This is a genomic window from Pseudomonas sp. NPDC089395 (assembly GCF_044749525.1).
Taxonomy (GTDB): Bacteria; Pseudomonadota; Gammaproteobacteria; order Pseudomonadales; family Pseudomonadaceae; genus Aquipseudomonas.
This window is the reverse complement of record NZ_JBIVID010000004.1, coordinates 415,493-428,829: the sequence shown is the minus strand read 5'-3', so window position 1 is coordinate 428,829 and position 13,337 is coordinate 415,493. Positions and strand designations below refer to the sequence as shown.

Below are 13,337 nucleotides of genomic sequence, written 5' to 3'. Positions count from 1 at the left end.
ATGCTGATAATCTTTGTGACTATCAGTCCGTACTCACAAGCACCCACACGAATTGCTTGATTCGATTTGTTAAAGAGCGTTTGGTTAAGAGCTTTCCGTCTCAACCGAGGTGCGCATTCTACGCTTTCCTCAGAGCCTGTCAAGCGTTTATTTTGAAGTTTTTTGCGAGAAACTCGTTTAGCTTCAAACACTTGGCTCGCTGCGATCTCTCGTAGCGGGAGGCGAATCATACAGCGTTTAGAAGCACTGTCAACCACCTTTTCAACCGCTATCGATCATTCGATCGAAGCACTTCCAGCATTACTTGGCTCGATTAACTCTTTGAATTTCAAGGAGTTTTTCGTTCCGACTACGCTGGAAGTGGGGCGCATTATAAGGGGATTCGAGAGCCCGTCAAGGCTTAATTCCAAGAAACTTCAATATCGCTGAAAAAGCGAAGCGGGGAGGCCTGACGGCCTCCCCGCTTTACATCTAATAGTAGCGTCACAGCACACCAGCACCGCGCAAGCGCTGCACGGCTTCGGTATCCAGCCCCAGCACATCGACCAACACCCGCTCGGTGTGCTCACCCAACAAAGGTGGCGCATGCCGATACTCGACCGGAGTCTCCGACAACCGAATCGGGCTGGCCACTTGCGGCACACTTCCAGCTAGGGCATGCGGCAGGCTTACCGCCAGCTCACGCGCCAGCACCTGTGGGTCCTGGAACATCTGCGCCAGATCATTGATCGGCCCGCAAGGCACCCCAGCAGCCTCAAGCTGCTGCACCCACTCAGCCGTGGTCTTGAAAACCGTAGCCTGGCGAATCAACGGAATCAGCTCGGCGCGATTGGCCACCCGCTGCTTGTTAGTGGCGAAGCGCGGGTCGTCCGCCCACTGCGGCTGCCCGGCCACTTCAGCGAACTTGCGGAACTGGCCATCGTTGCCCACGGTGAGAATGAAGTTGCCATCCGCCGTCGGGAAGTCCTGGTACGGGACAATATTAGGATGGGCATTACCAAGCCGACGAGGCGGACTCCCCGTGGTCAGGTAATTCATCGCCTGGTTGGCCAGGCAAGCTACCTGCACATCGAGCAGCGCCATATCGATATGCTGGCCAACGCCAGCTTGATCACGATGAGCGAGGGCGGCCAGGATCGCCACGGTGGAGTACAGCCCCGTGAGGATATCGGTAAGTGCCACCCCCACCTTCACCGGGCCCGCACCCTCTTCACCATCCGGGCGCCCGGTCAGGCTCATCAGCCCGCCCAGGCCCTGGATCATGAAGTCATACCCGGCACGCTTGGCATACGGCCCTGTCTGCCCGAAACCGGTGATGGAGCAATAGATAAGCTTCGGATTGACCGCCTTCAGACTCTGGTAGTCCAACCCATAGGCCGCCAAACCGCCAACCTTGAAGTTCTCGATAACGATATCCGACTTGGCCGCCAGCTCGCGCACCAGGCGCTGGCCTTCTGGCTGGGTGAAGTCGATCGTCACAGAACGCTTGTTGCGGTTGGCGGACAGGTAGTAAGCCGCCTCGCTGGTGTTCTCGCCTTGTTCATCCTTAAGGAAGGGCGGCCCCCATGAACGGGTATCGTCGCCATTGCCTGGGCGCTCGACCTTGATCACGTCGGCGCCCAGGTCAGCCAGGATCTGGCCAGACCAAGGTCCCGCCAGCACACGAGAGAGATCAAGCACCCGCAGATGTGATAGCGCTCCCATGGACGGGCTCCTTATTAGTAGAAGGCCTGGATGCCGGTTTGCGCACGACCCAGGATCAGCGCATGCACGTCATGGGTACCCTCATAAGTGTTGACCACCTCAAGGTTGACCAGGTGGCGAGCGACGCCGAACTCGTCGGAGATACCATTGCCGCCCAGCATGTCACGGGCCATGCGCGCGATATCCAGCGCCTTGCCGCAGGAGTTGCGCTTCATGATCGAAGTGATCTCAACGGCTGCAGTGCCTTCGTCCTTCATGCGCCCCAGGCGCAAGCACCCTTGCAGGGCCAGGGTGATTTCGGTCTGCATGTCTGCCAGCTTCTTCTGGATCAGCTGGTTGGCTGCCAGTGGACGGCCGAACTGCTGACGGTCCAGGGTGTACTGACGCGCGGTGTGCCAGCAGGCTTCAGCCGCACCCAAGGCGCCCCAGGAGATGCCATAGCGGGCCGAGTTCAGGCAGGTGAAAGGCCCCTTCAGACCGCGCACCTCGGGGAAGATGTTCTCTTCAGGGACGAACACATTGTCCATGACGATCTCGCCGGTAATAGAAGCACGCAGGCCGACCTTGCCATGAATGGCCGGGGCACTGAGGCCTTGCCAGCCCTTTTCCAGCACGAAGCCGCGGATGTCGCCAGCGTCATCCTTGGCCCAGACCACGAACACATCAGCAATAGGGCTGTTGGTGATCCACATCTTGCTGCCGCTGAGGCGGTAACCGCCATCGACCTTCTTGGCGCGGGTAATCATCGAACCCGGGTCGGAACCATGGTTAGGCTCGGTCAGACCGAAGCAGCCGATCCACTCGCCGCTGGCGAGCCTGGGCAGGTATTTCTGCTTCTGCGCCTCGGTACCAAACTCGTTGATCGGCACCATCACCAGCGAAGACTGCACACTCATCATCGAGCGGTAGCCCGAGTCGATACGCTCCACTTCACGGGCGATCAGGCCGTAGCACACATAGTTCAGCCCGCTGCCACCGTACTGCTCAGGAATGGTGGCGCCCAGCAGGCCGACTTCGCCCATCTCGCGGAAGATTGCAGGGTCGGTCTGCTCGTGGCGGAAAGCTTCCAGCACTCGCGGTGCCAGCTTGTCCTGGGCGAACTGATAAGCGCTGTCACGCACCATGCGCTCTTCTTCAGTGAGCTGCTGATCGAGCAGCAGCGGGTCGATCCAGTTGAAGCTTGCTTTACCGGCCATGAGCGAAATCCTCGTAATAGGGAGCATGTTCTTGTGCCATTGATCCTAGGCCTGTTCGGGCGTCGGGACAAACGAGGAATGCGCACGTATTAGTGATATTTTGTCACTCCGAAAGCTGAGAAAACCCAGTATTTACGACACCACGAGTGAGGTTGACGTACATGCGCCGCAAGATCCCCAGCACCACCGCGCTCATCTGCTTCGAGGCGGCCGCACGCCACGAGAGCTTCACCAAGGCCGCCCAGGAACTGGCCCTGACGCAAGGCGCCGTCTGTCGGCAGATTGGCGGCCTGGAGGGCTTTCTCAACGTGGAACTGTTCCGGCGCTCACGGCGTGGCGTGAAACTGACCGAGGCCGGCCTGTCATACAGCCGCCAGGTCGCTGCGCAGCTCGATGCGGTGGAGCGCGATACCTTGTCGGTGATGCGCCAGCAGGGCGCCAACGTGATCGAACTGGCGGTAGTGCCGACCTTCGGCACGCGCTGGCTACTGCCGCGGCTCAAAGACTTCCAGCACCACCACCCGGAAGTCACCGTCAACCTGACCAACCGCACCCGACCTTTCCTGTTCGCCGATACACCCTTCGACGCCGCCATCTATTTCGGTGATGCCGACTGGTCCGGCACCCAGTCCCAGCGCCTGATGGGCGAAAACCCGCTGCCGGTCTGCAGCCCGGCGCTGCTGGACGGGGAGGGCATGCTCGATGCCAGACGTATTGCCAGCCTGCCGCTGTTGCAGCAGACCACCCGGCCTTATGCCTGGCGCCAGTGGTTCAATAGCCAGGGCATGAATGTCGCCGGCGACATGACAGGGCCACGTTATGAACTATTCTCCATGCTTGCCCAGGCCGCGATGCACGAGATGGGGGTAGCCCTGATTCCACCGTTCCTGATCCAACGCGAGCTGGAGGAGGGCAGGCTGGTGGTCGCTAACAGGCACGCACTGTCCAGCGACAAGGCCTACTATCTGATGATTCCCGAACGCAAGGTGGAATCGGCTTCGCTGCGCGCCTTCCGCGATTGGCTGGCGGAGCAGGCACGCGGCTACATCGCTGCGCACAAAGGCGAAGTACCTGCCTGACCAATGTAGTCAATTATTTTAAACACCTACAGATATACGTTTTTGTCGCATAGACGCAAACTGTTCAGGTGAATCGAAAAACCCCAACAAAGCCGCTAAACACGCGGCTTTCAGAGGGTTTTACGACACTCGCGAGCTCATCCGCGAAATCATCGCAAAAAATTTCAAAAAAACCCCTAATCTGCCAATGGCCCATGTTTGACGGGCTGCTACCCGATTGTTGCGACATACGGTCACAGGGTGACTTGTAGTTTTGACTTCGTTTCGCTCCATAACCGGTTGAAGGCCCCTGGGTTCGTCTGCAAAATGCTCGGCCCGCCCAGGATTCGGCGGGCTGGCGCTCAACAGCCAACCCTGCGCACCACCCGAAGTGCGCGGGCTTTTATAAAGACAAAAAGGTCACCGCAGGAGAAATAGTCGTGCACATTGGTGTTCCTCTCGAGACGCAGACCGGTGAGACAAGGGTCGCTGCGACCCCCGAAACCATCAAGAAACTGATTGGCCAGGGCCATCAGGTCACCGTCCAACGGGGGGCAGGCCTGAACGCCAGCATTCCGGACAGTGCCTATGAGGCCGTGGGCGCTTCCCTTGGAAGCGCAGCCGATGCCTACGGTGCCCAACTGGTTCTGAAAGTGGTCGCGCCCAACGACCAGGAGCTGGCCCAGATCAACAGCGGCAGCCTCCTGGTAGGCATGCTCAACCCCTTCAACAGCGAGCTGATCGGCAAGATGGCCGAGCACGGCATCACCGCCTTCGCCCTGGAAGCTGCACCGCGAACATCGCGGGCCCAGAGCCTGGACGTGCTGTCGTCGCAGGCCAACATTGCGGGCTACAAGGCCGTATTGCTGGCGACCCACTACTACCCGCGCTTCATGCCCATGCTGATGACAGCCGCCGGCACCGTTAAGGCCGCCCGTGTGCTGATCCTCGGCGCAGGCGTTGCCGGCCTGCAGGCCATCGCCACGGCCAAACGCATGGGGGCGGTGATCGAGGCCTCGGACGTGCGCCCGGCGGTGAAGGAGCAGATCGAGTCGCTCGGCGCCAAGTTCATCGACGTGCCTTACGAAACCGATGAGGAACGCGAGTGCGCCCAAGGTGTAGGCGGCTATGCCCGCCCAATGCCAGCCAGCTGGATGCAACGTCAGGCCCAGGCCGTGCACGAGCGCGCCAAGCAGGCCGATATCGTCATCACCACGGCGCTGATTCCGGGCCGCAAGGCGCCGACCCTGCTCAGCGCCGAAACCGTGGCACAGATGAAGCCCGGCTCGGTGGTCGTCGACCTGGCCGCCGCCCAAGGTGGCAACTGCCCGCTGACCGTGGCCGATCAGGTGGTCGTGGAAAACGGCGTGACCATCCTCGGCCCGACCAACCTGCCAGCTCAGGTAGGGGCGGATGCTTCGGCGCTGTATGCACGCAACCTGCTGGACTTCATGAAGCTGCTGTTCGACAAGGACGGCGCACTGGTCATCAACCTCGAAGACGATATCGTCGCGGCCTGCCTCATGTGCCGTGACGGTCAAGTCGTCCGCAAGAACGGCTAAGGAGCACGACAATGGAAGACATGCTGATTTCCCATGGCATCTACAACCTGATCATTTTCGTGTTGGCCATTTATGTGGGCTACCACGTGGTCTGGAACGTGACCCCGGCACTGCACACACCGCTGATGGCGGTCACCAACGCCATCTCGGCGATCGTCATCGTCGGCGCCATGCTGGCTGCCGCCCTGACCGTGACCCCGGCCGGCAAGGTGATGGGCACCCTGGCGGTGGCCCTGGCCGCGGTCAACGTGTTCGGTGGCTTCCTGGTCACCCGCCGCATGCTTGAGATGTTCAAGAAGAAAACCAAGAACGAGGCGCAGAAGTAAGCATGAGCATGAATCTGGTAACGCTCCTCTACCTCGTCGCCTCGGTGTGCTTCATCCAGGCGCTCAAGGGCCTGTCGCACCCGACCACCTCGCGGCGCGGCAACCTGTACGGCATGATCGGCATGGGGATCGCCATCCTCACCACTGTCGGCCTCATTTATAAGCTGGGCGCTGAGCTGGGTACTGCTGGCATCGGCTATGTGATCGTCGGCCTGCTGGTCGGTGGTACCGCCGGTTCGATCATGGCCAAGCGCGTCGAGATGACCAAGATGCCTGAGCTGGTCGCCTTCATGCACAGCATGATCGGCCTGGCCGCGGTGTTCATCGCCATTGCCGCCGTGCTCGAACCCCAGTCGATGGGCATCGTCGCAGCCATCAGCGATCCGATCCCCACCGGCAACCGCCTGGAACTGTTCCTCGGCGCGGCCATTGGTGCCATCACCTTCTCAGGCTCCGTGATCGCCTTCGGCAAGCTGTCGGGCAAGTACAAGTTCCGCCTGTTCCAAGGGGCACCCGTACAGTTCACCGGCCAGCACAAGCTGAACCTGATCCTCGGCCTGACCACCATCGCCCTGGGCCTGCTGTTCACTTTCACCGGCCATTACAGCGCCTTCACCCTGATGCTGGCCCTGGCCTTCGTCATGGGCGTGCTGATCATCATCCCGATCGGTGGCGCCGACATGCCGGTGGTGGTGTCGATGCTCAACAGCTACTCGGGCTGGGCGGCGGCCGGTATCGGCTTCTCGCTGAACAACTCGATGCTGATCATTGCCGGCTCCCTGGTGGGCTCCAGCGGTGCGATCCTCTCGTACATCATGTGCAAGGCGATGAACCGCTCGTTCTTCAACGTCATCCTCGGCGGCTTCGGCGGCGATGTCGATGCCGGCGCGGCACAAGGTTCGAAAGAGCAGCGCCCGGTGAAATCCGGCTCTGCCGATGACGCCACCTTCCTGCTGAGCAACGCCGACAGCGTGATCATCGTGCCCGGCTACGGCCTGGCGGTGGCCCGCGCCCAGCACGCGCTCAAGGAGCTGACCGAGAAGCTGATCCACAACGGCGTCACCGTGAAGTATGCGATCCACCCGGTGGCAGGACGCATGCCCGGGCACATGAACGTACTGCTGGCCGAAGCCGAAGTGCCTTATGACCAGGTGTTCGAGATGGAAGACATCAACGCCGAGTTCGGCCAGGCCGACGTGGTGCTGGTGCTGGGCGCCAACGACGTGGTCAACCCGGCGGCGAAGAACGATCCGAAGTCGCCCATCGCCGGCATGCCGATCCTTGAAGCGTTCAAGGCCAAGACCATCATCGTCAACAAGCGCTCCATGGCCAGCGGCTATGCCGGCCTGGACAACGAACTGTTCTACCTGGACAAGACCATGATGGTGTTCGGTGACGCGAAGAAGGTCATCGAGGATATGGTCAAAGCGGTGGAGTAAGACCTTTCGTAGTAAACGTTGCGATATAAAAACCCCGGCGGAAATTCCCCGGGGTTTTTCATTTCATTGATCCAGATCAACGGCTCTATTTCCGGGCTTCTCATACGACCATGGTCGTGGGACGGCGACGGGCGAAATCTCTAGACTGCGCTGCAGTAGCCTCAGTAGCCCGAGATAACAATCCATGTACCGTGATCGTATCCGCTTGTCCTCCCTGCACAGCAAGGTAATGAGTGCGGCTGATGCCGCCGGCCTGATCGAGGACGGCATGACCGTCGGCATGAGCGGTTTCACCCGCGCCGGCGAAGCCAAGGCTGTGCCGCATGCCCTGGCCGAACGCGCCAAGCAGTCGCCTCTGAAAATCAGCCTGATGACAGGCGCCAGCCTGGGCAACGACCTCGACAAGCAGCTGACCGAAGCCGGTGTGCTGGCGCGTCGCATGCCGTTCCAGGTCGACAGCACCCTGCGCAAGGCCATCAACGACGGTCAGGTGATGTTCATCGACCAGCACCTGTCGGAAACCGTCGAGCAACTGCGTAACCAACAGCTCAAGCTGCCGGACATCGCGGTCATCGAAGCCGTGGCCATCACCGAAGACGGTCACATCGTGCCGACTACCTCGGTGGGCAACTCGGCCAGCTTCGCCATCTTCGCCAAGCAAGTGATCGTCGAGATCAACCTGTCGCACAACGCCAACCTCGAAGGCTTGCACGACATCTATATCCCGACTTACCGCCCGACCCGCACACCGATCCCGCTGGTGAAAGTCGATGACCGCATCGGCAGCACCGCCATCCCGATCGACCCGGCCAAGATCGTGGGTATCGTCATCAGCGACCAACCGGACTCGCCGTCCACCGTGCTGCCGCCGGATGACGAAACCCAGGGCATCGCCGATCACCTGATCAACTTCCTCAAGAGCGAAGTGGACGCTGGCCGCATGACCAACAAGCTCGGCCCACTGCAGGCTGGTATCGGCAGCATCGCCAACGCCGTGATGTGCGGCCTGATCGATTCGCCTTTCGAAGACCTGACCATGTACTCCGAAGTACTGCAGGACTCGACCTTCGACCTGATCGACGCCGGCAAGCTGAGCTTCGCCTCGGGCAGCTCCATCACCCTGTCGACGCGCCGCAATGCCGATGTGTTCGGTAACCTGGAGCGTTACAAAGACAAGCTGGTACTGCGCCCGCAAGAAATCTCCAACCACCCTGAAGTCGTGCGCCGCCTGGGCATCATCGGCATCAACACGGCGTTGGAGTTCGATATCTACGGCAACGTCAACTCCACGCACGTCTGCGGTACCCGGATGATGAACGGCATCGGTGGCTCGGGCGACTTCGCCCGCAACGCACACCTGGCGGTGTTCGTCACCAAGTCGATCGCCAAGGGCGGTGCAATTTCCAGCGTGGTGCCGATGGTCAGCCATGTCGACCATACCGAGCATGACGTGGATATCCTGGTCACCGAGCAGGGCCTGGCCGACCTGCGCGGCCTGGCGCCTCGCGAGCGGGCACGGGCGATCATCGATAACTGTGTTCACCCAGACTATCGCGCAGCCTTGAATGACTACTTCGAACGCGCCTGCCAGCGTGGCGGCCACACGCCGCACATCCTGCGCGAAGCGCTGAGCTGGCACGAGAACCTGGAAGAATGCGGGCGCATGCTCGCTAGCTGATCCGCGTAGACCCATCGCCGGCAAGCCGGCTCCCACACCGTAATGCGCTGCCCTCAAGGTCAGCGCGGTACCTGTGGGAGCCGGCTTGCCGGCGATGAGGCCAGCACAGTCAAACACCTCTCACCCCGCAGTCTGAAAAAACTGTTCTACTGTACTGGTATCCTCTCCAGTCCACTCCCTCCAAAACCCCCTCGCCATCCTTAAACGCACCACAACAGTGCGGACCAGTACAGTTGCGCCAATTTCGAGTGCAACAGTAGGGTTACACAGTTAACTGAGCTATCGTCTTTCAACAAAACTGTATCTACTGTTATGGACAACAGAGGAGGATCATGGGCACCAGTTAAATCACTACCTAATCCCGCCACAAGCGGAAGGATGAAACATCATGGAACGTACCCTCAGTTCCGGTCTGGTTTTCGAAAGCACCGCCAAACAATCCAACGCCTCGATGCCGCTGCGCGCCCTGTCGACCCTGCTGCTGTGGCAGCGCCGCATGGCTAGCCGCCGTCAACTGGCTCGCCTGGACGCCCGTCTGCTGGCCGACGCCGGTATCAGCGAGTCGCAGCGTTACGAAGAGCTCAGCAAGCCGTTCTGGCGCTAAGCCCGGTTCGCCGGCTACGGCTGGCACCGCGAATTCCCGAACCCGTTGCAGGACGCTGCAGCGGGTTTTTTATTGGCCGAAGCGCGTGCTAGACCGTTCGAAAGCCAGATAGGTACAGTTTCTTATATCTGCAATAATGACCAGCACAGTCAATTTCCGTGACGTTGGTTACCCTCTGAAAATCTCGCCACGTGATACGCTTGGCTTAGCAGCCTGGTTGAAGCCAGTTGCCCAAGTGCAGTAACGAACCGTGTGAACGTCTGATCTTGCAGATTCACCCGACCCTTCCCAGGAGTCCAAGACCATGTCCCGCAAATACCTGATTGGCGCCGCCCTGCTGCTTGGCCTGGCCGGCACCGCCAACGCCACCAGCTTCGTCGTCACGACCGATACCGTAGTACGTGCCTTCGCTGCGTCCACCGATGCAACCTCCGACCTGACCTCCTCGTTCCGTGACGACAAGATCGTCCAGGCCGCCCGCGACGACGCCGCCAGCTTCGTCGGCAGCCAAGGCGCCATTCGCGGTGCCAAGCTGGAAAGCGCCTTCATGCACATCCGCTCGAGCATGCCGACACTGCAAGCCAGCGATGCACAGCTGGCTCAGGCCATCCTGGCCATCTGATACACAGGCTGCAAGACGAATGCGCTGGCTCAGGCCGGCGCTTTCGTCTTAGTCTTCGCGCCGTCCCGTCCGGGCCGCAAACAAGCCCATGCATTAGCTGTTGCCGCATTCGTCGGCGACCTTGAACTGGCACGAACAATTCCCGTCCAACGACTACACCTGACTCCCTGTATTTTCGGAGATGCTCCATGCGTAAACCGCTGATCGCCGCGACCCTCGGCATGCTGTTGCTGGCCGACCTGGCCCAGGCGCAGACCTTGGTGGCCACCAGCAACATCATCGTGCGTGCCTTTGGTCGCTCGATCGATTTCACGTCCGATACCACCACGTCGATCCGCGACTCCAAAGTGGTGCGCGCAGCCCATGACGATGCCGCCAGCTTCGTCGCCAGCAACGGGGATATCCGTGGCGCCCAACTGGAGGCGGCCTTCGACACCCTGCGCGAGCGCGTACCCGAAGCGCGCGGCGCCAGCGACCAGGTACTGGCCGAAGCCATCCTCGCACTGTGACTGGCATGCGTACCTGGCTGCTCGGCTGCCTCCTGACGCTGCTGGGTACGCCCGCCCTGGCCGACCTGCAGCTTGAACTGCAGGCCTCCGGCCTCGACCCGCAGCAAGTCCGTGCCAGCCAGGACTTGCTGGATGAAGCACTGGGCAAGCTACCGCTACGCTTCAAGCAGCAACTGGACCGGCGCATCCAGGTCAGCTGGACTGACAACATGCCGGCCGATGCCTACGGCCAGGCTTCCCTGGTCTCGACCCTGGAACTCAATCGTCGCCTGCTTCCCGGCCTTGCGGACGGCAGCGCCGCCCATGAAAGCACCCACCGGCCACACGGTACGGTTCGCCAGGAATTGCTGGCCACCGTGCTGCATGAGCTCACCCACATCTACGACCGCGCGCGCCTTTGGCCCAGTCCTGAGCGCTTGCTGATCACCCGTTGCAAACGCCAGCAGGGCACTTTGGGCAAGGTCGGCCTGACCGAAGAATGCCGCGGCCAGGCCGAACGCCGCTTTACCCTCAGTGACGACCCACGCTTGCTCGACCTGGCGGGATGGCAGCAATACGTCGGCCGCCGAGGCGAACGCGAGCAGCACAATGGCCAACTCGCTCGCAGCCCGGACAGCTATGAGCTGAGCAGCCCCAAGGAATTCATCGCGGTCAACATGGAGTATTTTCTCCTCGACCCGAGCTATGCCTGCCGGCGCCCCGCACTCAACCAGTATTTCCGTGATCATTTTGGCTGGGGCCCACAGCAGGACAGTTGCGAAAAAGGCCTGCCATTTCTGAACGCCGGCAACGATTTTGCCCGCCAGCCATTGGGCGAGATCGACCCGGATCGGGTCTATGAAGTCGACTACCTGCTGGCCGAAGCCAACCAGAACTGGGTCAGCCGCTGGGGGCACAGCATGCTGCGCCTGGTCATCTGCAAGCCTGGCCGCCCACGCGGACCGGACTGCCGCCTGGACCTCGATCAGCACCTGGTGCTGTCGTACCGTGCCTTTGTCAACGACGTACAACTTTCCAGCTGGGGTGGCCTGGTCGGTGCCTACCCGTCGCGGCTGTTCGTGCTCCCCCTCAACCAAGTGATCGACGAGTACACCAAGACCGAACTGCGCAGCCTGGCATCGGTACCGTTGAAGCTCGACCGCAAGGAGGTCGAGAGCCTCGTGCGCCAGGCCGCCGAGATACATTGGGGCTACGACGGCAACTACTACTTCCTGTCCAACAATTGTGCAGTTGAATCGTTGAAGCTGCTGCGCACCGGCACCGCCAATCCACGCCTGACCGACCTCGACAGCATCATGCCCAATGGCTTGCTTGAGGTGCTCAAGGGCAGGGGACTGGCCGACACCAGCGTGCTCGACAACCCACGCGAAGCCTTGCGTCTCGGCTACCGCTTCGACTCCTACCGTGACCGCTACCAGGCCATGTTCGAGGTACTGAAGCAGCAGTTGCCGATCAAGCAGGACAAGGTAGAAGACTGGCTGGAGCTGGATGCCGAGCGGCGCCGCACGTGGTTCGCCCAGGCCAATTTGCGTACCAGCGCCGCGTTGCTGCTACTGGAGCAGGCCAGCCTGCGCAAGCAATTGTTGCTGGCCCAGGACGAAGTGAAGCAGCGCTACCTGAATGCCATCGAGCTCAAGGATGGCAGCATGAACAAGGCCAACCAGACCCTTCAGCAGATGCTCGCCAACAGTGGCTTCCTCAGTCGCCCGGCGGAGTTGCTCGATGCCAAGGGCTATGGCCTGCCACAGCCGGCTGAGCGCAAGCATCTGGAGAAGGTCAGCAGTGAGCGGCAGGCGCAGCTGTTGCGCTTGAGTACCGACCTGGACAAGGAAGTGCGGGCGCTGCTGGATCCTTCGCGGGCCAGGGAGATTGCTGCGGTCGAGGCCAATGTGAAGGAGATCGGTGAGCATTTGCGGGCGCTGCACAAGGCTGCCGGGGGCCTGCAGTTGCCGTAGCGCCTGCACGGGCCCTATCGCCGGCAAGCCGGCTCCCACATAAAGCCTGTGGAGCACCTGTGGGAGCCGGCTTGCCGGCGATAGGGCCCGAGAACCCGACACAAGGCCTACATGGCCTCCTCAGCCTCTCCCGGCAAATCTTCATCCAGATGCACCCAAGGCAAGCGGCTGCTGGTCCAGATATGCCGCTTGGCCCGCACCTGCTCGGGATGATCCAGCGTCGCCACCGTCACATCGATACTGCCCGGGCTGTGTTCGGTCACCAACGCCACATGCGCCCCGCATTCCCCACAGAAATAGCGCTTGCAACCCGCCGGCGCCACATAGCACTGAGGCCGCCCGGCCAGCCAACGAAAACCTGAGCGGGGCAGGGTAAGCCAGGTCACCACCAGCCCGCCGCTGACCCGCCGACAGATCGAACAATGGCAATGGGCGATATCCGTGAGCTCGCCCTGAAGCCGATAGCGCAAGGCGCCGCAATGGCAGCCTCCTTCGGTTACATCCGGCATCACTACCTCCTGTCGCCCTTTTCTCGGCGAAAGCTGGCTGAAAGCTTGTCCCCCTAGGATAGCCCCCACTACCGGCAGCAGACCGGTCAGCCAGGGCACCCGGATTTTTCCGCGCCCGGCCCAATCAACAACAACAATGGTGATTCCGATGTTTTCCCGTGCCCGCTCTTCCCTA

12 protein-coding genes are annotated in these 13,337 nt (G+C 61.1%); 9 read left to right on the top strand and 3 right to left on the bottom strand.

What is annotated here, in order from left to right:
• Positions 1-483: 483 nt before the first annotated feature.
• Both ACIPZG_RS12770 and ACIPZG_RS12765 read right to left on the bottom strand, forming a co-directional pair.
• Positions 484-1,704 (bottom strand): CaiB/BaiF CoA transferase family protein, encoded by a 1,221-nt coding sequence (locus ACIPZG_RS12770; protein WP_400714075.1) that lies wholly within the window; start codon positions 1,702-1,704, stop codon positions 484-486.
• 14 nt (positions 1,705-1,718) lie between these two features.
• Entirely contained in the window at positions 1,719-2,900 is a 1,182-nt protein-coding gene (locus tag ACIPZG_RS12765) for an acyl-CoA dehydrogenase (RefSeq protein WP_400714072.1), read from the bottom strand.
• 161 nt (positions 2,901-3,061) lie between these two features.
• Here ACIPZG_RS12765 and ACIPZG_RS12760 point away from each other — a divergent pair, with 161 nt between their 5' ends.
• The 9 genes from ACIPZG_RS12760 (at position 3,062) to ACIPZG_RS12720 (ending at position 12,653) form a co-directional block, all read left to right on the top strand.
• Complete coding sequence (locus ACIPZG_RS12760; RefSeq protein ID WP_400714069.1) at positions 3,062-3,979, top strand: LysR family transcriptional regulator; 918 nt, start codon at positions 3,062-3,064, stop codon at positions 3,977-3,979.
• A 419-nt stretch (positions 3,980-4,398) separates the two neighbouring features.
• Positions 4,399-5,520, top strand: a complete 1,122-nt coding sequence (locus tag ACIPZG_RS12755) for a Re/Si-specific NAD(P)(+) transhydrogenase subunit alpha (protein WP_400714066.1) — start codon at positions 4,399-4,401, stop codon at positions 5,518-5,520.
• An 11-nt stretch (positions 5,521-5,531) separates the two neighbouring features.
• Complete coding sequence (locus ACIPZG_RS12750) at positions 5,532-5,846, top strand: NAD(P) transhydrogenase subunit alpha (protein ID WP_008097413.1); 315 nt, start codon at positions 5,532-5,534, stop codon at positions 5,844-5,846.
• A 2-nt stretch (positions 5,847-5,848) separates the two neighbouring features.
• On the top strand, positions 5,849-7,285 hold the full coding sequence (locus tag ACIPZG_RS12745) for an NAD(P)(+) transhydrogenase (Re/Si-specific) subunit beta (RefSeq protein ID WP_008097411.1): 1,437 nt from the start codon (positions 5,849-5,851) through the stop codon (positions 7,283-7,285).
• A 184-nt stretch (positions 7,286-7,469) separates the two neighbouring features.
• Positions 7,470-8,963 carry an acetyl-CoA hydrolase/transferase family protein gene (locus ACIPZG_RS12740; RefSeq protein ID WP_008097409.1) on the top strand — a complete coding sequence of 498 codons (1,494 nt, stop codon included), beginning with the start codon at positions 7,470-7,472 and terminating at the stop codon, positions 8,961-8,963.
• A gap of 388 nt (positions 8,964-9,351) precedes the next feature.
• Entirely contained in the window at positions 9,352-9,567 is a 216-nt protein-coding gene (locus ACIPZG_RS12735) for a DUF1127 domain-containing protein (protein ID WP_008097407.1), read from the top strand.
• Between the two features lie 304 nt (positions 9,568-9,871).
• Entirely contained in the window at positions 9,872-10,189 is a 318-nt protein-coding gene (locus ACIPZG_RS12730; RefSeq protein ID WP_400714063.1) for a DUF2388 domain-containing protein, read from the top strand.
• Between the two features lie 188 nt (positions 10,190-10,377).
• Complete coding sequence (locus tag ACIPZG_RS12725) at positions 10,378-10,698, top strand: DUF2388 domain-containing protein (protein ID WP_400638516.1); 321 nt, start codon at positions 10,378-10,380, stop codon at positions 10,696-10,698.
• 5 nt (positions 10,699-10,703) lie between these two features.
• On the top strand, positions 10,704-12,653 hold the full coding sequence (locus ACIPZG_RS12720; protein ID WP_400714060.1) for a DUF4105 domain-containing protein: 1,950 nt from the start codon (positions 10,704-10,706) through the stop codon (positions 12,651-12,653).
• Between the two features lie 107 nt (positions 12,654-12,760).
• Here ACIPZG_RS12720 and ACIPZG_RS12715 read toward each other — a convergent pair whose 3' ends face one another.
• Positions 12,761-13,162: a GFA family protein gene (locus tag ACIPZG_RS12715; protein ID WP_400714057.1), complete on the bottom strand. Its 402-nt coding sequence runs from the start codon at positions 13,160-13,162 to the stop codon at positions 12,761-12,763.
• Positions 13,163-13,337: the final 175 nt, after the last annotated feature.